Here is a 19304-nt window from a genome sequence, read left to right on the forward strand (position 1 = left end):
GGCCATTCTATTTTATTTTATCATTGATTTATTAACTATTCCATTCTTAAATTTTCCTGAAGCTCAAGAGGAACGAATGATTGGTTCTTCTCGAAATCCCATAAGGATTGAATTTTCAGGTTCAAAAGCTCCAGCTTGTAGTTGATCAGCGAATTAGCAAGATTCATTTTTTTCTCTGATAACTGGTTCTGGAATCGCTCCAGGTCGATACTTGTAAGGTCACCATTTCGGTATCTTTCAAGGTTGATATCGTAGGTCAACTGGGCATTCTTCTCATTCTGTTTGGCAATATCAATTTGCTGAATCAGGTTTTGAAGGTTGCGATAGATCTTTCGAATGTTGATGGTAATATCATCCTTCAAACTGTTTTTATCGATTTCCCTGCTTTCTACCTCTAATTCTGCAGCCCTGATTCGTGCTCTTCTTTCACCCCAATCAAAAATTGGAATGGAGAAGGTTACCCCAACTCTCGGACTTTTGGTTGGTTTGTCGTACACATCGGCAAGATTTTTATTGTTGCCCATAATCCCCATCGAGAGGCTGATATTTCCCTTAAACTCATTAATGGCTGAGGTTTCGATCAGGTCGAACTTTGCATTGTTCAAATCAATTTCTCTTTGGGTCAATTCCAATCGTTGGGTCAATCCGTTCTCAATTGCTTTTTCAAGATCAACCACCACAGGAATGTACTGTATGTTTGTCGAAACCGAAATGTCTTCATACAATGAAATTCCCAATAAAAGTTTGAATTCATCTTTGGCATTTTCAAGCTCTACACGATTGTTATCAAGTGTCGATTTACTGGTTGCCAGGTTCAGTTCGGCCTGGTACAATTCTTCCTTAGCCGAAAGTCCGCCTTCTACCTTGCTGGCAATAATCTCCTTGCTGGTTTTCTGGTTTTCGTACTCTTCTTCCGAAATTTGCAGTGCCATTTGCTTTTGGTAAATGGTGTAGAAAGCCTGGTTTACCTGTCGCTCGATATTGAGCATCTGAATGGAGTAGGAAAGCGTTGCATTTTCAAGGTTCAACTCGTTTCGGGTAAGATCCATTTTGGTTTTGTTGAAGGTGAAAATAGGCTGATCGTACTGCATGTACAAGGAGTTATTGTATCCCGAATAGGAAGAATTACTGGATTCCGAAGAGTTATCCTGGTAACCGAATTCATTTCTTAGAGATAACCTACCATCGGTTAGTTTAATGGGCTGAGAAACGGTAAAAGTACCACTGGCACCTTTGTTTTCAGATGTGTTCCAGGTTGAAAAATACTCGTTGTACGATTCGGTTTTTTCGTAGGAAAGCGGCGTAACATCAAACGAGAAACGCGAACGCAATGATGCCAGCTGGGCATTCAATCGTTCCTTGTTCTGTTCCATGTTAATCTTCGACTTTTTAATGTCGGGACTGTTGTCGAAGGCGATTAATAATGCTTCCTCCAGGGTAAGCTGCTTTTGAGCCGAAGCACAAAAGGAAGCCAGGAGTAAAATCCCCGTTAAGGCAAATGTTTTTAATGTAAGCTTGTTAAGAATCATGCTATAATGTTGTTAGACTATTTGTTTTCTACCCATTTAATTGCGTCGGCGAACAGATATGCGCCAACCGATTTGTTGTTCAGTTCAACTTTTGCAGTTTCAGGAGTGATGTAGTAACTACCCAGGTAATTCCAACCGTTTTCAAGTTCCTGATCCGATTTATTTACTTCTTCAAATCCATCTTCATGATAGATTTTAAAATTGTAATCTGTTTTGGTTTTTTTTCTGCGGCCCCAGCGTTGCTCAATTTTTTCGACATGGCAATAAACGTCGTAGTAGCCATCATTTTTCAATTCGGCATTCCAGCTTGCCGTGCGATCGCCCACACCCGATTTTGTAAAAAATGCCGAGCGAACATACTTTCCGAAAAATCCCGATCGAAGTACATTCTTCCATTCGTTTGGTGGGTTCCAGGTTCTCAATCTCGAATATTCTTCGGTCACTTCTCTTTTGCTGTCGACCCATTGTTTTAGCTGACTTTTATTCGAAACCTGAACGTATTCGAAGCCTTTGTCCTCATTATCTACCACAAATTCGTTGGCATCTAAAACCCCTTCGAACAGTTCGCACTCTTTGGTTTCATTAAAGAATTTGCTTCGCTTGGTTTCTGCAAATGAGCTAAAATCGTATATCAAACTGTTTGGCAGGTTTTCAGATACATGAGTAAAGATATTCATCCTGCCAGGTTCAGCTGGAAATACAAAGCCCACCTCTTTTGCCGAATGCGCCGGAACAAAAACTGCTTTGGTAAAATCGGGCTTATTATTGCCTCCAAATCGCCTGTTGCGACGGCGGTTTTGTCCTCCCGTTTCGATATTGATACTCACAATGCCATCTACCGATTCGGGATTGGAAATCTTAAATCGAATCTGATACTTGATGTGATCGCCATCTTTTACCTTGTAGGTTTGAAGATCTTTCAACAAGAATCCTGGCAGTTTGGTAGTGGTAAACCAGGTTTCTATTTCCGATTGTACCGATGTGTCGAAATTTGCAATTATCAAGCTATCAAACTGACTGAAATCGAACTTTTGATATCGATTTTCTGCAATAAATTTTTGAAGAACCTTATTAAATTCCTCTTCGCCATATCGCGCTTTAAACAAAGAGAACAAGTGATTTCCCTTTACTCTCATGATATCATTCAGAATGATTTGATCATCCCAATCTTTTTCCTTCGGCAGTTTTGTTTCTGCAATATTTTGTAGGGAAGTATTTTTCAATAAGAGGTTGATTCTTTCCGCTTTGCTGATGCCTTCCCACCTCCAGCGGGAAAAGGTTTGTGACACTTCCTGGTTTTCTTTCATGTAAACACCCAGTGCCATATTCAGCACGGGGAACTCCTTCGAATACAAAGCCGAAGCGTGAGTGAAATAATTTGGGAAAAGCGAAAATGTATTGCGATCGACATGATCGAATTGGTACCACTCTGTAGCCGGCGGATTAAAATTCCCATGAACGAATCGCTTAAAAATACGTGCCTGAAGTTCTTCTTCCGAAACTTCTTCATTGTCTCGTTTCATTCTTTTCTCGAAGCGTTTTTTTCGCTTCTTGAAATCTGTCTCTTCCATTACCACTCCCTTTTCGGGATAAAAGACAATTTCCGGTTGAATGGCATCGCTGGCAATCGACCAATTGTGCTTGTCTAAGGCAAACTGTATTGGCACTTCTGCCAATGATAATCTTTTGAAAGGATAGCTGTATCCATGTGCACTTTCGTATTCATTTTTGAGTTCACGAATTAAGGCAGGTAAACTATCCTGAATTACATCAAAATGTTTCAGGAAAAACTGATTGCCCTGAATGGAATAGATGGAATAATCAACCGAATCAACTTTAATGCTGTGCTTTTGATAATCTCCAATTAGCAGGCTAATTTTTGGAAGAGCATATTCGGGAGCAAAGGAAAATACCCCATTCTCCTCTTTTGTAAGTTTACCCTGCGATACAGCCACTAAATCTTCTTTGGTTTTTACGTGTAGCTGATAGTTTGCAAAATTGGGAGAATAAAGTCCCGGGTACAAAGAAGAGTAGCCAACACCAGAAATTGGATACCACAAAGCGTCGTGGGTAAGGCATACGAAATTGTCGTTCAAATAGGAAAATCTTTTCCTGATTCGGAACATTTCTGCCGTAAAGTTATCGGCCACCAGTTCGGGATCTGAATCAAGAAAATGCACTCTTTCATCAATTGTTCCTTCATAGGCAATTTCAATTTGCAATTCTTCTCCAGGAGAAAGCTTTTCTTTGGGAAGAATTTTGACTACCTGTTCGTTGCGCTGAAATGCTACCTCTTTTTTATCAATGTAAATGGAATTGATTTTTAATTGCGGGTTTAGGCTGAATAGTAAGGTGTCTATGGTTTTTTCGTTTGAATTTACAGCTTTTAGCTGTGCTGTGGCAGCTATGTTTTCACCTCTATGTTCCAAATCAATTTTACAGCTGGTAACTTCCAATTTGGCATGATCTACATATTTGTCGTTAATGGATATCAGCTTTTCGCGATAGTTTTCGCCACCAATTTTTAAATCGAGGTACTGATATACAAGTCCGCCAGCAACTGCAAAACTGATAAATGCAAGATATATGGGCAGCGAAACCAGTTTTTTCGACTGTGGCAAGCGTGGCAGTTTCCAAATGGTAAAGAGGATTAAGCCAATACCAAGGAAAAAATAAATGCCTCTATGGATCACCACTTCCTGAATGTTTCCAAATCCACCAATGGTAGAATTCATCATAGGAATTTGGTAGGCGATATAATCGAACAAATGGTAGAATTTCGTATTCAGATAAAAAATACTGAGTGCAATGTACCCCAGTAAAACAATGAATGTAATGGCCTGATTTTTCAGTAAAATCATCATGAAAAAGGCCAATCCCAGAATAAAAACCAGGGTAGGAATGGATATCAGTAAAGGATAATAAAGTAATACCCAAATGCTTTGCGATGATTCGTTACTCAGGAAAGAAAAGCCAATGCCCATGGCCAGCATAATGATGTTTAAAATGACGAACACCATGATAATTCCGATGGATTTACCCAGAATGTATTCGCTATTGGTCATCGAACGGGCATAAATTACCTCTACAGTATCGTTTTTACTGTCCTGTTTTAAGAATTCGGAGGCCAGGAAAACGGCAACAATGGCCTGACCCAAATTTAAAATAATCAGGTTGGCATAAGGAATGGCTGCTGGCAATGCCCTGTAAATCCATGGTGCACCACTTCCTTCAACAAAGGCAGCAATATTAAAGCCACCAATGGAAAAGATGGCCAGCAATGCAAATATCCTGAAAAACCAGGACCGCAGTAGGGTCTTGGTTTCGAATTTGGCAACGGAGCGTATGGTGTGTATCGAAATCATGAATGTTCTAGATTAAACTTGTTGATTTTTCCATGAAATAAACATAGGCATGTTCCAGATTGGGTTCCAGTTCGATGGCATTCTGAAATTTGCTTCCATCGCCAATCAATTGAACTTCCCAACCATCTTTGGTTGGAATGGTAGAAACTACCGCATGCTGTTCTTTAATAAGGTCGTATTCGTAACCCGAAGTATTTACTTGCCAAACATGTCCCCTGGCTTGCTCGATAAGTTCTTGTGGCGAACCACTAAAAGCCAGTTGTCCGGTGTTTAGCAAGGCCAAACTGTTACAAACACTCGAAATGTCGCCAACAATATGAGTCGATAGAATAATGGTAACTTCCTGCTGACTTATTTCGGAAAGAATGTTCCTGAAACGGATTCTCTCTTCGGGATCTAATCCTGTTGTAGGCTCATCCACAATAATTACCTTCGGATCTCCAATTAGGGTTTGTGCAATTCCAAGTCTTCTTTTCATACCGCCCGAAAGTTTGTTGGCATCTCGCTCCCTTACATCAAAGAGCCCAACTTTTTCGAGCCATTCATCCACTTTTTTGTGCCTGATTTTTTTACTTCTAATGCCGGCGAGTGATGCGGCATAATCCAGGAATTCCCAGGTTTTTAGTTTGGTGAAAAATCGAAAATCCTGAGGCAAATAGCCAAGAATGTTTCTGATTTCCTTTCGATCTGTCTTTAAATCAAAAGAATCGAATTTTACATTTCCCTGGCTGGGTTCCATCAGGGTAACCAATATCCGCATTAAGCTTGACTTGCCCGCACCATTTGGGCCTAGCAATCCAAACATGCCGTTGCCAATTTCCAGGCTAACATTGTCAAGTGCTTTCTTACCATTGGGATATACCTTACTCAAAGAGTCTATTTTGATCTGCATTCGTAGCGTTCAATTAGTTATAATTGTTGGTTGGTGTATTCTGTATGCATAATGAATTGAGATCGCTTACCAAATTTACAATTTATGCTAAATTTTTAAATACACAGTGTTTATTATTCGATAAACGAAGCTCTTCACTCGATCTATGTAAATTATCAGACAAGAAATGGGTAAGAAAGGTTACAAATAATGGAATATTTTTCTTGTTCTGTTTATCTTTACTCTAAATCAATAAAGGTAAAGCTGTGGGTTTTAGTATAAAAAATGATGCTTCTGGTAAAAGCGATTTAACTCCACTTGAAATTATTCAGGAAATGGAGAAGAGAAAAGATATGATGATGTTGGATGTTCGTGAACCGGTAGAAGTTCAGATTTGCCACATCGAAAATGCCAAACATATCCCTATGGGTGAGATTCCATCTAAGATAGAAGAATTGCCGCGAGATAAAGACCTGGTAGTGTTCTGCCATATGGGCGTTCGAAGCAAACAGGTAATGAATTATCTTCGAAGAAATGGATTCTCGCGTGTCTACAATCTAAAAGGTGGAATCGATCGTTGGTCGGTTGAGGTTGATCCGAAAGTGCAGCGATACAGGTAAATTTTACAAAAGTTTCCTGTTTCAACTTTATCGGAACACTTGCAGAAAAAATTTACCTCTCCCATACGATTCGGCCAATCGCATAAATTGAACCGACATGTAATCATTGAACTGACAGAATGTATGTAAATGGAGAGGTAAAAGAAAAAGGTTTGAACTGATCAAACCTTTGGTTTTAGGGTTAAAATATTTAGATTTCTTTAACGGTTAATTCTATCTCGTTCGAATCAACAATTTCGACAAATGCTCCTTTGGGTATAATTTCTCCCGAAATTGCAATTGCTTTCTTTCCGGTGCCACCAATAATTACTTTTCCGCGTCTTTTTTGCGGATTGATTTCTTCCATTACATAAGCTTCCCGTCCGATAAAATTGGTTCCGATACTTACTTTTACTCCGGTTTTACTCACTAACTTTTGCTGTAAATATGGTTTGAGTAAAAATATTCCCAGTAATGCTATTGTAATGAATACAACGAGCTGGACAGAGATTGAATAATTGGCATAAGAAAGAATACCTGCACTTAAAGCTCCCACTCCAAAGCACAAGGAAGAGAATGTTGATGTAATGATCTCAACAATAAATAATCCGATCGATAGTAACATCCATAAATGCCAAATTTCCAGCTCCATAATTACAATTTGTTTTGCATCGAAAAGTAAAATTATGGCAAGTTTGTTCTTGATCCTAGTGTCAAAAATGTCAAGTTCATGAAATCTATCTAAATAGACACATTATCAGCAAGTAAGAAGTTTTTAAACTCCATCCTTATTAAGAATCGTTCAAAATAAATTTAGAGTTCAACTTAAGATTGCTTAGATTTGCGTTTCGATTATTGTGTTATCTTAGTAAACACTAGAAAATTTATTTTGACTGGTTTGGCAAAAAATAAGTTGCTGTCAAAAATTAAATATCCATATCAGAATGACCGATAGAAAAAAAGATCATATCGACCTGGCTTTTCGTTCTCAAATAGAGCAAACTTTATTAGATGATAGGTTTTATTATGAGCCATTTATTGACTCTCATCCTCAAGATGAATTGAAGCCATTCACTTTTTTAGGGAAAGAATTGAGAACACCAATTTGGGTTTCCAGCATGACAGGAGGAACACAACTTGCTGGCAAGATCAATAAAAATCTGGCTAAGGCTTGTGCCGAATTTGGTATGGGTATGGGATTAGGTTCGTGCCGATCTTTATTGGATAGCGATGAGCACCTGAAGGATTTCGATGTGAGGCACATAATTGGAGCTGACCTTCCTTTATATGCCAACCTGGGAATTTGCCAGTTAGAGGAATTGATTGCAAGCAAGGAATTGCAAAAGCTTATCGATATGGTAGGTAAACTTGAGGCCGATGGTTTAATTATTCACGTAAATCCAATGCAGGAATGGCTTCAGCCCGAAGGAGACCGCATATTGCGCTCGCCAATAGAATCGATTAAAGAACTTCTTAGAAGCGTCGATTTTCCGATTATTGTGAAAGAGGTTGGGCAAGGTTTCGGACCCGAAAGTTTAAAACAATTGTTGAGATTGCCCCTACAGGCGATAGAATTTGCCGCTTTTGGAGGTACCAACTTCGCAAAAATTGAGATGCTTAGAAATCCTGATGCCCAGGTCCAGCTCTTTGAGCCTTTGGCTAAAATTGGTCATTCGGCAGAGCAGATGTTGAATTGGACCAACGAAATTGTTGAGAGCAATAAACATATCAAATGCAAGGAAATTATTATTTCTGGCGGAATCCACAGTTTTATTGATGGCTACTATTTGACCGAAAAGAGTAAACTTCCGGCGATTTATGGGCAAGCTTCACAACTGTTAAAATATGCCAGGGAATCCTACGAAGATCTGCAAAAATATCTTCACACTCAGGTAGAAGGACTGAAAATATCGAAAACTTATTTAAAAGTGAAGTAGACCGGAATTGTTAAAAATCCTTTCCTGATTTGGGTTCGCTGAATAAAAAATGTAATTTAGGACCTGTAAGTATTTTATTATTTACGGATTTTTCTCTAACACGGGAATTAAATTTTGATTTATGAAGCGAAAATCGATAATATCAGGTTTTTCCAAATTATCTCGAGAAGAAAAGCTTGCCGCACTTACTGGCAGTGCCGATAAAATAAAGTCGCAGCTGGATAGTTTCCGACTGCAGGATAAAGAGCAACAAGACTTGCTCGATGAGATCAGTGAGAATACCCTTTCAAATTTTTACTTGCCATTTGGTGTTGCACCAAATTTTGTGATCAACAAGCAATTGTACCATATTCCAATGGTAATTGAAGAAAGCTCTGTGATTGCTGCTGCATCGCGTTCGGCAAAGTTTTGGGCAAATCATGGCGGATTTCAGGCAAGAGTGGTTTCTGTGGTAAAATCAGGACAAGTTCATTTTTTATGGAAAGGGGAGAAAGATCGACTGATCGATTTATTGCCTGAGCTTAAATATGAACTGTATAGAGCAACCAAAGAGCTGACCAGGAACATGCGACAACGCGGAGGCGGTATCCAGAATATTCGTTTGGTCGACCTCTCGAATGAAATGGATCACTACTATCAGCTTCATGTCGATTTTGATACAGTAGATTCTATGGGTGCCAACTTTATCAATTCCTGTCTTGAGCAGATGGCGCAAACCATGAAGAAGTTCTTTAGGTATTACAAAGAATTGAAAGAGATTGAACGCGATTGCGAGATCATCATGTCAATTCTATCGAATTACACACCAGATTGTTTGGTAGAATGTTGGGTGGAGTGCGATATTGCAGAATTGGATAATATTGAGCCAGGCATGAGTGGAAAAGAATTTGCTGAGAAATTTTCCAAGGCTTCAAAAATTGCAGAGATTGATGTATTTAGAGCGGCAACTCACAATAAGGGAATCTTTAATGGAATAGATGCCGTGGCACTTGCCACCGGAAACGACTTTAGAGCAATCGAAGCAAATGGTCATGTTTGGGCGTCGAAAAGTGGTAAATATAAGAGTCTTACACAAGCCTCGATTTCTCGTAATCGCTTTAAATATAAACTTACAATTCCTCTTTCATTAGGAACTGTTGGTGGATTAACAAGCCTTCACCCTTTGGCAAAATTTGGCCTTGAACTCTTAGGGAAACCATCGGCTAAAGAATTAATGATGATTACTGCTACAGCGGGTTTGGCCAATAATTTTGGAGCTTTAAGATCATTGGTGACTACCGGAATTCAATATGGTCATATGAAAATGCACCTATCTAATTTGTTGAATGCCTTAAAAGCCGATTACGAAGAAAAGAAACAGGCCTTAGAGTACTTTGCTCACAAAACTGTATCTTATAGCGAGGTAGAATCATTTATTAAATCCATTAGAACCAAGTTACGCTAAATTGTTACCTGTTAAGAAATATTACTCGAATGCCAAATTCCTAATCACTGGAGAGTATTTGGTTTTGCATGGCTCATTATCATTAGCTATTCCGCTAAGATTTGGTCAATTCATGGAAATTTATGAATCTGATTCGAAAGATTTGGAGTGGATTGCTTTGGATCGAGCCCAGGAATGGTTGCATTTTTCAATATCGGAGGATGAGGTTTTACAAGCAGATCAGAAAGGAAAAACTGAGAAAGATTTTGTTTGTTTTCTTCTGAAGCAGGCAAAACAATTGAATCCTGAATTTTTGAAGAATTTTTCGTGGAGGGTAAAATCGGAAATTAACTTCGATAGAAAATGGGGATTGGGATCTAGTTCGAGTCTGATTAATAATGTTGCTCAATGGGCAGATGTAAACCCTTACGAGTTGCATGCAATGGTTTCTAAGGGATCTGGTTATGATATTGCCTGTGCAAACTACTGTTTGCCTATTTTATTTCGAAGAAATGGATCACATCCCATGATCTATCCAATTAAATTTCAACCTAAATTTTCTGAGCAACTTTACTTTGTTTACCTGGGAAATAAGCAAAATAGCGAAGAGAGTGTTGCAAAGTTTTTGAATGGCAATCCTGTTACCAAAACACAGGTTGAAAGCATATCACTTTTGAGTAAAAAACTCTTGCAATCGGAAAATGCATTTGAATTTGATGCACTCATTTCGGAACATGAAAGATTTATTTCAGAGGTTTTGAATTGTGATCCAATTAAGTCTGAAAGGTTCTCCGATTTTAAGGGTTCTATAAAATCATTAGGTGCCTGGGGTGGCGATTTTATCCTGGTACGATCTGATGATGGTAAGCGAGAAGTTCATCGCTATTTTTACGAAAAAGGATTAAGCACAATATTCTCCTGGGACGAAATCATTTTAAGTTAAAAAACAAGTTAATGAATAAAGGAACTGTGGCTTGGGAAAGCCCTTCAAATATTGCTTTGATTAAATACTGGGGAAAAAAAGGAAGACAAATTCCTCGCAATCCTTCGGTGAGTATGACCTTAAAAAATGCTGTTAGCAAAACCTGGCTGTCATACTCGGAAAGAAATAAAGAATGGCTCACTTTCGAATTTGAAGGCAAAAATGTTCCGGCATTTGCCAAAAGAATTGAAAAATTTCTGGAAGGAATAAGTGAAGATCTTCCTTTTATCAATGACTATACATTTCATATAAAGTCGGAAAATACATTTCCACATTCTACAGGAATTGCAAGTTCGGCTTCGGCAATGAGTGCGCTGGCCATGTGCTTGTGCAGTATGGAGGAACAAGTTACCGGCAAAAAGCTGGAAGCAAATGAATTCATGCGAAAAGCCAGTTATATTGCCCGTTTGGGTTCGGGTAGTGCTTCTCGATCAATTTACAATTCTTATGCAACCTGGGGCGAAAGTGTGGCTTTTTCAAAAGCATCTAACGATTATGCAACACCCTTTTCAAAATACATCCATCCCATATTTAAAGATTACCAGGATTTTATCCTTATTGTAAGTGGCGAAAAGAAAAAGGTGTCAAGTACTGCAGGGCACGCATTAATGAACGACCATCCGTTTGCACAGGCAAGATATGAGCAGGCCAATGCAAACTTTGAAAGAATGTTAGGGATTTTGCGTAGTGGTGATCTGGAGAGTTTTATTGAAGTTCTGGAAAACGAAGCTTTAAGCTTACACGGCTTAATGATGAATTCAAATCCATCATTTACGCTTTTACGTCCAAATACTTTGCAAGCAATCGAATTGATCAGAGATTTCAGGGAATCAACAAAAATACCACTGGGATTCACACTTGATGCTGGCCCAAACATTCATTTAATGTTCCCAAAAAATGAAAAAGAACAAGTAACAAACTTTGTTGAGGCGGAACTGAAATCCTTGTTAGAGGGAGGCAGATACCTGAAAGACGAAACAGGTTCGGGACCCAAATTATTAACGATTGCTAATGGTAAATAAGGCAGACAATTGGGTATATGGAAAACTTCTCCTTTTTGGGGAATATTCTGTGCTTATGGACTCAATGGCACTTAGCATTCCTTGTCATCAGTTTAAGGCACGACTTCGTTTTGAGCCCTATAAAGAGAGTGAGATTAGCAGAAACTCAAACGATCAATTGCAGATTTATTTGAAGTATTTGCTGTCACATTCGGATTCTTTTCAATCCATTCTCGATTTATCAAATCTGGAAAGAGACATACGTTCTGGAATGTACTTCGATTCGAGCATTCCGATTAGTTATGGAGTGGGAAGTTCTGGAGCATTGTGTGCAGCCCTTTATCAACGATATGGAAATTCCCAACAGGTAGATAATCATGATTTATCATCCTTAAAAGAAATATTGGCTATGATGGAGGGAGGATTTCATGGCAAAAGTTCTGGTTTGGACCCTTTAATATCTTACTTAAACCAAGCTGTCATTCTTTCTTCCAAAAATCAAATCAATATTGTTGATATTCAGGTGGATGAAATGGCTGGCGAAAATGCCCTGATTTTAATAGATACCCAACAAAAAGGGGATACAGCTCCTTTGGTAACAAGTTTTCTTAATCGTTGTAATAATGAAAAATACAACAAGTTGATAAGAAATGAACTGATCCCGATTACCAATAAATGCATCAGCAGTTTTTGTAATCATGATTCAGACTTGTTCTTTCAGTCGATTCAAGCCTTATCAGGATTTCAGTACAATCATTTTGCCGACAAAATTCCAATTGGTTTTAAAGAGTTATGGAAAACCGGTATCGATTCCCAACAATTTCATTTAAAACTTTGTGGATCTGGAGGTGGAGGCTTTTTATTGTGTTTCACCAGAAACGCCTCAGAAACGGAATTGTTTCTCAGTAAAATGGGATATTCACACCAAAGACTTGCTCTTAATTTTTAGAATTCAAGATGGGGATGGTATAAGTAACCATGGTTCCACTCTTATTCTGGTCGATGGTTTTCATATCCACAATTTCAAAGTACATTTTTTTTGATGATTTAAAATTGTAGATTTTTACTCGGTCAAGTGCAATTTTAGTGGCCAATGATTTATGCTGCTTTTTACTTGCTTGTTTTTTGGCTTCATCAATTCCAATGCCATTATCCCGAATACTAAAACGAAGCAGGTCACCATTTTCCGATTTTGAAATCTTTAGCTCGATATGTGCCTCTGGATTATTTCTCAACTTCCCATGAATCAAAGCATTTTCGATAAAAGGTTGGGCCAGCATCGGGGGAACCAGTACTTCGGTTTGATCCAAACTTGCATCTACTTCAAACTGGTAGGAAATGTCATTATCGAATCGGAGTTTTTGAAGTCCGATATAATCTTCTAAAGTTCTTAATTCGGTTTCGAGTGACACAAACTCTTCCCTCGAATTCTCTAAAATCCCTCTTACCAAACTCGCCAGTCTCGATAAGTAATTATTGGCTTCACTGTTTTTTTCATCAAGTATAAAACTTTGAATGGCAGTTAATGAGTTGAAAAGGAAATGAGGATTCATTTGGGTGAGCAAAACTTTCTGGCGCAGGTCCATAATTTTATGATCGGCCCTTAATCGGTTAATTCTAAGCGAAACCAATACAGCCACCACGCCCAAAATAATAACTACCAGGAGAACAATAATCCATGCATTTTTTTGACCGATTTCAAGATTTTGAATTTGGGTTCTTTGCTGTAAAAGTTCAAACTCCTGTTTCTTTTTTTCATTTTCGTAAGTCGCAGCCATTTCTGCAAACTTATTTTCTATGCTGATCGTGTTCAGCGAATCTTTAACCTGTATTCCACCAGATTGATATTTGTATGCCTTTTCAAATTGCTTCTGATCATCATACAAGGAGGCCAGGCCAAATAAAATATCAGGCAGAACAAGATCATGCTCCAATTGTTTAGCAAGTTCTAATGCCTCTAGTAAGTATTTTTCACTTTGTCCGTAATTTTTTAACTCTAAATAGGTTGTCCCAAGACGTAATTTTACATTGATCAGTCCGTGATGGTTCTCTAATTCAATTCTAAGCTTTTCGGCCTTGTTAAGGTAAACAATAGCCGAATCAAACTGTTTGTTCGACTGGTATAAATATCCAATATTAAAAAACAACTTGGAATCAAGAAGTTTGCTGCCAATTTTAGAATTTTCCTCTAAGGCAAGTTCGTAATACTCCATACCTTTCGAAAATTCCTTTTGCTTTTCGCAAACGGCTCCCAAATTGCAATAGGCTTTCGCCGTTTCCAACGAATTTTCGTGCTTCTGGAAATTTTGCAAAGCAAGCATGTAATATTTTTTAGCGTATTCAAGGTTGTTTATAATCTGATGCAGATTCCCCAGGTTGTTATAAACACTGCCCAAACCTTTAACGTAGTTGGCTTCTTCGTAGATCTCTAAATTTTCGAGGTAAAATTCCAAGGCTTTGTCATACTGTGCCTGACTTTTATATAACAGTCCGATATTACCTATTACCTTACCAACGTCGATTTTTGAACCCAGTGCTTCAAACTGAGGAATGGCTTTGTTATAATACAGGAAGGAAGAATCAACATTGCCCGAATAGAAATAATTGATTCCTTGTCTTTTGTAGGCTTTTGACAAATATACCGGATCTTCGGTTTCTTCAGCCAAATAAATTGCCTTTTGGCAGATCTCAATACTTTTAATAAGCGAATTATTCCTTAATAAAACCGATGAAGAATCGAGGTAAGCTGTAACTTGTTTCTGCAGCTCGGAACTGCTTACTTTTTTATTCGATTGAGCAATGGCATTGCAAAAAACCAACAAAAAAGAAATGGTATATAATGTTCTAATCATGTATTACGCCCCCTTAAGTAATAATTGGTATAGAATAACTTACTTTTGTACCTTTTAGTTTCTGATCCAGCTTAAATAAATCGATAATTTCAAAATTCATCTTTTTGGATGATTTAAAATTATAAATCTTCACTCTATCCAAAGCAATGGATGTAGCCAATGATTTATGCTGTTTTTGGTTAGGCTGACTTTTGGCTTTATCAATCCCAATTCCATTATCAATAATACTAAATTTTATCGACTTTTCATCCTCAGTTTTAGTCACTTTGATATTGATACAAGCATTGGGGTTACTCCTAAGTTTACCATGAATCAGCGCATTTTCTACGAAAGGTTGAGCCAACATAGGTGGCACCATGATTTCATCCTGATCCAGACTTGCATCCACTTCAAATTGGTATGCAATATCATTCTCAAATCTTAATTTCTGCAGCCCGATATAGTCTTCAAGAGTTCGCAATTCGGTACGCAAAGAAACAAACTCTTCCCTCGAATTTTCCAGAATTCCTCGCACAAGACTTGCTAACCTGGACAGATAATTATTGGCATCATCGTTTTTTTCGTCCAGAATAAAACTTTGAATGGCAGTTAGTGAATTGAACAGGAAATGAGGGTTCATTTGGGTGAGCAAAACTTTCTGTCGCAAGTCCATAATTTTATGATCTGCCCTTAGGCGATTAATTCTGAGAGAAACCATCACAGCTACAATACCAAGAATCATTACAACCACTAATACGATGATCCAGGCATTCTTTTGTCCCAGTTCAAGATTTTGAATTTGAGTGCGTTGTTGCAGCAATTCAAATTCTTTCTTTTTCTGCTCCGTTTCAAATTTCGCAGTTACCTCGGCAAGTAAATTTTCATTGATAATTGCATTTAATGAATCTTTCAGAATGTAGAACTTTTTGAAATAGGCAATAGATTCCTTTGGCTTGTCAATCGATTCGAGCAGTTTGGAATAATGATGATATGTGGTAGCCAAATCCTCGGAAAGACCTTGTTCCTGGCAGAAAATTTCAGCTTTTTGAAAGTAAGCTTCCGCATTTTTATACTGCTCGAGCTTCTGCAATACAATGGCTTTTTTAATGTACAGCTTCCCTAGTCCCCAGATGTCATTTAGCTGTAGCCTGATATCTTCACATTTGTTAAAGTATTCAAGAGCTTTTAATGGTTTTTCCAATGCCTGGTAACACTCCCCGATATTCAATTGAATAATCGCTTTGTGTTGCAACATTCCATCCATTTTATTTAATCTTAAAGCTTCAAGCTGATACTCCAACGATTCGTTGTACAATTCTTTTTCAAACTTAATCACACCAATATTGGTCAGCACTCTTGAATACCTTTGGGTTTCTCCAATTTTTGCATAAATGTTTTTTGCCTTAATGTAGAATTTCAAGGCTTTGTCAATATCGTTTAAGGTTTGATACAGGCCGCCAATATTGGTGTAGGCTCCTGCTATTCCTTTCTGATTTTCTAATTCTTCGTAAATATCAAGCGCCTTAAGGTATTGTTGAAGTGCTTTATCGTATTGATTGGTTCTTCGGTAAACAATACCAATATTCGAATCCAAAATGGCAACATTTAAGCTATCATTTATCGATTCAAATTCTTCTCTTGCTTTGATGTAATGTTGGTAAGACGAATCAAATAATCCCTGGTAGAAAAAAGTGATTCCTTGCGACTTGTGTGCAAATGCGATTACATCTGCTTTTTCTGTTTTACCGGCCAGCTCAATGGCTCTTCTTCCAACTTCTGCACTTGCATCGTAAGAAGAATCTCTTAAAAGTTTGGCTTTTTTTAAAAGCTCATCAATTTGTGCTTCCGCCTGATTTTTAGGGGTGTCGTTTAGTAAGATTCCTGCATTTGTACCGATTGAAATGGATACGATTAGAACGAGTAAAGCGAAGTATTTCATATTGGGCAAGTGTTATTAGAAAATCATTGCAAAATATGAATATTCGATGAAAATAAAGCCCTATTGACCAAAAAATAAATTTATGCTAATAAAAAAAAGCCCGGTACAAGACCAGGCTTTTTTAGGTATTTTCAGTTGAAATTAGAAGTTGTAAGTAATTCCAACACCTGGTAACCAGGCTCTGTATTTGTATTCTCCCGCAAATCCTGCAGGACCATAAATTGCTTGTGAAGTTGGATTCGATTCAGTTGCAGTAACTTTTTCTCCTTCATTGTAAAGAACAGTTGCATCCAGGCTAAGCTTATCAGTAAGTTTATATGAGAAACCTAAGGAAATACCTACCTTATCTGCTCCAGGAGTTTCCGGAGAATAGTACATTTTATTTGTTGGTGTTTTGTCAAAATATAAACCAGCATACAAATCTAATTTTTCGTTAGCTGTATATCTTGTACCAAATCTCCAGGTCATTGTATTGTCCCAGTCTCTGGTGCTATTAGAATCATCTAAAGCAGGAGTGTTTGTTTCAAAATCAAAATTTAATGATTCGTATTCACTCCATTGGATAAAGTTAACATCGGCAGAAACCAACCACTTTTCATTAATCTGGTATGCAACACCTAAATTAAAACTTGCTGGAAGAGGTAAAGCAGCAGCTACATTGCCATCAGGTAAAAATGAATCGAAAGCAGCAGGTACAGTAAAATCTACATCTGCATCGCTATAATCTAATTCTACATCTACTTGAGATCTGTAGGAAAGACCAATATTTAATTTTTCAGTTGGTTGTAAAAATACACCAAGGTTGTAACCGTATTGAATTTTACTTCCGCTAATATTTACTTTTCCGTCAGGAAGAAGTGATCCATCAGCTGGGTTTCTCAAAGGAACAGCTCTGTTTAAATCAACATCACCATAAACAATGTTTAAACCAGCACCAACGCTTAACCAATCATTAAATTTATAAGATACTGTTGGTTGGAAGTAAATCGCTTTAACACTGATATCTTGAATTAGATATCTTCCTGACCAATCATCTCCCCATTTCATGGTATTTCCGAATGGTGTGTAAGCTCCTAAACCAATTGCTAACTTGTCGTTAACTTTCATTGCTCCATAAAAATAAAATGGAGGTCTTACATCATTATCTGTTTCGAATTCACCTCCAATACCTGTGTATTCAGCTTTTGTTAAAGTTGCAAATCCTCCTAAAGAGAAACTATATTTGCTGTCTAAGGTCGCAAGTGCACCTGGATTCCATTGCATACTACTTGCGTCAAAATTCAATGCAGTACCTACGTGTCCCATACCGGTTTGTTTGACACCTTGAAGATTAACTGCATAACCTTCAGCTTTTACATTGTATGCCATTGCAATAATGGCTATGGCTAAACAAATTCTTTTAATCATAAGTTGATGTTTTAAAATTCGGTCTGAATATAAAGCAAAATCTTTGTCAAGCAAGTTATAAACCATTAGGTTAAGAAGAACGCTTCTGTTAAGTCTCAGAAAATCAAAATAATGCAAGTATTTAGATTTGTCGATAAGAAAAAGCAAGTCATTTTATAAGCAGTGTTTTATTAAATTTTAATACTTTTATCTTGAATAAGATATCTTTATTCAACTAAAAGATTACAAACTTGAATAATAAAATCTCAGGAAATTACACCTATCAAAGTTTTAAAGAGGGATACAAAAGTGTTACGCCATCTTTAATTAACCGCTCCTTTGAGTGGAAGGATAAACAAATAAATATCCTGCTGGAACAGGCCATGCTTGAACTTGGAGAGTTGAACGCATTTTCGAAATTCTTTCCAAACATAAGCAGGTACATTCCTCTTTTTGTTGCCCAGGAAGCTGTAGCCTCTAATATGATAGAGGGAAGTAAATGTAGCTTACCCCAGGCATTTGTTCCCGAAAACTCAAGAAGTTTTAAGAGAATCTACGAACAAAAGGAAATTACCAACCATATTGATGCAATTAAATGGGGAGTAAAAGAACTGAAACGTTTTCCTTTATCCATACGTTTGGTGAAAGAAGCCCATAAAATTATTTGTTCGGACTTGCCTCAAATGGAAGACTTTGGAGGTAAAATTCGCCCTTTCTTCAATTCAAAAGACAACAAATTCGATTCGAGTTTTGAATATACTCCACCCAATAAGCATGAGCTTAAGATCTTAATTAACGACGCCAAGAAATTCTGGAGAAATGATAACCTGGAGTTGCCTTTATTGATCAAAATGGCCATTTCACTATATCAGTTCGAAAATATTCTTCCTTTTTTGGATGGTAATGGAAGAACGGCCCGAACCCTTATTTTATTTGAAATGATGGAGCTGAATTTTGTGCACAAACCTGTTTTTTGTCTGTCTGTATTTTTTGAGCGTAACAGGTTGGAATATTATCATCGCTTGAATTTAATTCGATCGAAGAACGACATTGAACAGTGGATTCGTTTTTTCCTTACCGGGATCAAGGAATCGGCAAGGTATAGCAAAGAAATCTTAGGGCAGATTAAGTTATTATCGGATCGTAACGAAAAGTTGATCGAGGATAAAATGGGGAAAAAGAGACACCAATCAGCCAAACAATTGGTTACTGAGTTTTACTCCAAGCCATTTTTATCTGTGAACGAAGTGAAAGAGAAATTGGGCTTAAGTTTCCAATCGGCCAATCAATTGATTAAGGAATTCGAAAATGTTGGCTTGGTTAAAGAGTTGGTTGGAGCCAGACGAAACAGGATATTTTACCTTTGGGAATATTTGCAATTATTTGAACTATAAATAAAAAAAGCCGATTCATTTAGAATCGGCTTTTTCATTATTTATTA

Annotated in this window: 14 protein-coding genes; 7 read left to right on the forward strand and 7 right to left on the reverse strand. The window is 37.6% G+C overall.

From position 1 onward, the window contains the following. Positions 1–35: 35 nt before the first annotated feature. From ELS83_RS14845 to ELS83_RS14855, 3 genes are read right to left on the reverse strand one after another with little or no spacing between them, the layout of a single operon-like run. Entirely contained in the window at positions 36–1529 is a 1494-nt protein-coding gene (locus tag ELS83_RS14845; RefSeq protein WP_171596345.1) for a TolC family protein, read from the reverse strand. 17 nt (positions 1530–1546) lie between these two features. Further along, positions 1547–4894, reverse strand: a complete 3348-nt coding sequence (locus ELS83_RS14850) for a golvesin C-terminal-like domain-containing protein (RefSeq protein ID WP_171596346.1) — start codon at positions 4892–4894, stop codon at positions 1547–1549. A 7-nt stretch (positions 4895–4901) separates the two neighbouring features. Then, the gene (locus ELS83_RS14855) at positions 4902–5786 is read right to left on the reverse strand and encodes an ABC transporter ATP-binding protein (RefSeq protein WP_171596347.1); all 885 of its coding nucleotides are present in this window, start codon (positions 5784–5786) and stop codon (positions 4902–4904) included. A 245-nt stretch (positions 5787–6031) separates the two neighbouring features. Here ELS83_RS14855 and ELS83_RS14860 point away from each other — a divergent pair, with 245 nt between their 5' ends. Then, a complete protein-coding gene (locus ELS83_RS14860) occupies positions 6032–6385 on the forward strand; it encodes a rhodanese-like domain-containing protein (protein WP_216616589.1) in 354 nt (117 codons plus the stop codon). Positions 6386–6575: 190 nt separating this feature from the next. On the opposite strand, the gene ELS83_RS14865 is transcribed toward ELS83_RS14860, so the two are convergent. Further along, positions 6576–7016 (reverse strand): NfeD family protein, encoded by a 441-nt coding sequence (locus ELS83_RS14865; RefSeq protein WP_171596348.1) that lies wholly within the window; start codon positions 7014–7016, stop codon positions 6576–6578. Between the two features lie 292 nt (positions 7017–7308). Here ELS83_RS14865 and ELS83_RS14870 point away from each other — a divergent pair, with 292 nt between their 5' ends. The 5 genes from ELS83_RS14870 to ELS83_RS14890 all read left to right on the forward strand — a co-directional run bounded on the left by ELS83_RS14870 (position 7309) and on the right by ELS83_RS14890 (position 12656). Next, positions 7309–8301 carry a beta/alpha barrel domain-containing protein gene (locus ELS83_RS14870; protein WP_171596349.1) on the forward strand — a complete coding sequence of 331 codons (993 nt, stop codon included), beginning with the start codon at positions 7309–7311 and terminating at the stop codon, positions 8299–8301. Positions 8302–8422: 121 nt separating this feature from the next. Then, entirely contained in the window at positions 8423–9745 is a 1323-nt protein-coding gene (locus ELS83_RS14875; RefSeq protein ID WP_171596350.1) for a hydroxymethylglutaryl-CoA reductase, degradative, read from the forward strand. Between the two features lies 1 nt (position 9746). After that, positions 9747–10667 (forward strand): GYDIA family GHMP kinase, encoded by a 921-nt coding sequence (locus ELS83_RS14880; RefSeq protein ID WP_171596351.1) that lies wholly within the window; start codon positions 9747–9749, stop codon positions 10665–10667. 11 nt (positions 10668–10678) lie between these two features. Then, positions 10679–11728: a diphosphomevalonate decarboxylase gene (locus tag ELS83_RS14885; RefSeq protein WP_171596352.1), complete on the forward strand. Its 1050-nt coding sequence runs from the start codon at positions 10679–10681 to the stop codon at positions 11726–11728. Then, the gene (locus ELS83_RS14890; RefSeq protein ID WP_171596353.1) at positions 11718–12656 is read left to right on the forward strand and encodes a mevalonate kinase family protein; all 939 of its coding nucleotides are present in this window, start codon (positions 11718–11720) and stop codon (positions 12654–12656) included. The genes ELS83_RS14885 and ELS83_RS14890 overlap by 11 nt, the downstream gene beginning before the upstream one ends. Here ELS83_RS14890 and ELS83_RS14895 read toward each other — a convergent pair. From ELS83_RS14895 to ELS83_RS14905, 3 genes are all read right to left on the reverse strand, one after another. Further along, complete coding sequence (locus tag ELS83_RS14895; protein WP_171596354.1) at positions 12646–14559, reverse strand: tetratricopeptide repeat-containing sensor histidine kinase; 1914 nt, start codon at positions 14557–14559, stop codon at positions 12646–12648. The genes ELS83_RS14890 and ELS83_RS14895 overlap by 11 nt on opposite strands. Positions 14560–14572: 13 nt before the next feature. After that, positions 14573–16477 (reverse strand): tetratricopeptide repeat protein, encoded by a 1905-nt coding sequence (locus tag ELS83_RS14900; protein WP_171596355.1) that lies wholly within the window; start codon positions 16475–16477, stop codon positions 14573–14575. A 141-nt stretch (positions 16478–16618) separates the two neighbouring features. Further along, a complete protein-coding gene (locus ELS83_RS14905) occupies positions 16619–17884 on the reverse strand; it encodes an OmpP1/FadL family transporter (protein WP_171596356.1) in 1266 nt (421 codons plus the stop codon). 230 nt (positions 17885–18114) lie between these two features. On the opposite strand from ELS83_RS14905, the gene ELS83_RS14910 reads away from it, so the two are divergent. After that, complete coding sequence (locus ELS83_RS14910; protein WP_171596357.1) at positions 18115–19257, forward strand: Fic family protein; 1143 nt, start codon at positions 18115–18117, stop codon at positions 19255–19257. Positions 19258–19304 lie beyond the last annotated feature (47 nt).

The organism is Marinifilum caeruleilacunae (assembly GCF_013141825.1).
Lineage (GTDB): Bacteria > Bacteroidota > Bacteroidia > Bacteroidales > Marinifilaceae > Marinifilum > Marinifilum caeruleilacunae.